Origin of the sequence: Streptomyces sp. SID12501, from assembly GCF_010550245.1 — a bacterium.
In the GTDB taxonomy this organism is placed as follows: domain Bacteria; phylum Actinomycetota; class Actinomycetes; order Streptomycetales; family Streptomycetaceae; genus Streptomyces.
Genome location: NZ_JAAGLU010001039.1, coordinates 1 through 388 on the forward strand (window position 1 = coordinate 1; position 388 = coordinate 388).

The window sequence follows — 388 nt, forward strand, 5'->3', positions numbered from 1 at the left end:
AGGCGTGCTGCTGGCGGCGCTCGACCAGACGATCGTGGGCACCGCCCTGCCCACGATCATGGCCGACCTCGGCGTCGGGGACCACATGTCGTGGGTGGTCACCTCTTACCTGCTGCTGGAGACCGTCTCGACCGTACTGGTCGGCAAGTTAGGCGACCTCTTCGTGCGGAAACTGATCTTCCAGCTCTCCGCCGTCATCTTCATCACCGGCTCCTTCCTGTGCGGCCTCGCGAGCAACATGACCCTGCTAATCGTGTGGCGCGGCGTCCAGGGCATCGGCGCCGGTGGCCTGATGGTCACGGCGATGGCACTGATCGCCGACGTGGTCCCGCTGCGCGAACGCGGCAAGTACCAGGGCATGACCGGCGCCGTCTTCGGCGTCGCCACC

The 388-nt window shown here is 66.8% G+C and carries 1 protein-coding gene; it reads left to right on the forward strand.

The annotated features are described in order from the left end of the window. Nucleotides 1-388: MFS transporter (locus G3I71_RS49715; protein WP_164325588.1), on the forward strand; the 388-nt coding region annotated here is incomplete at both ends.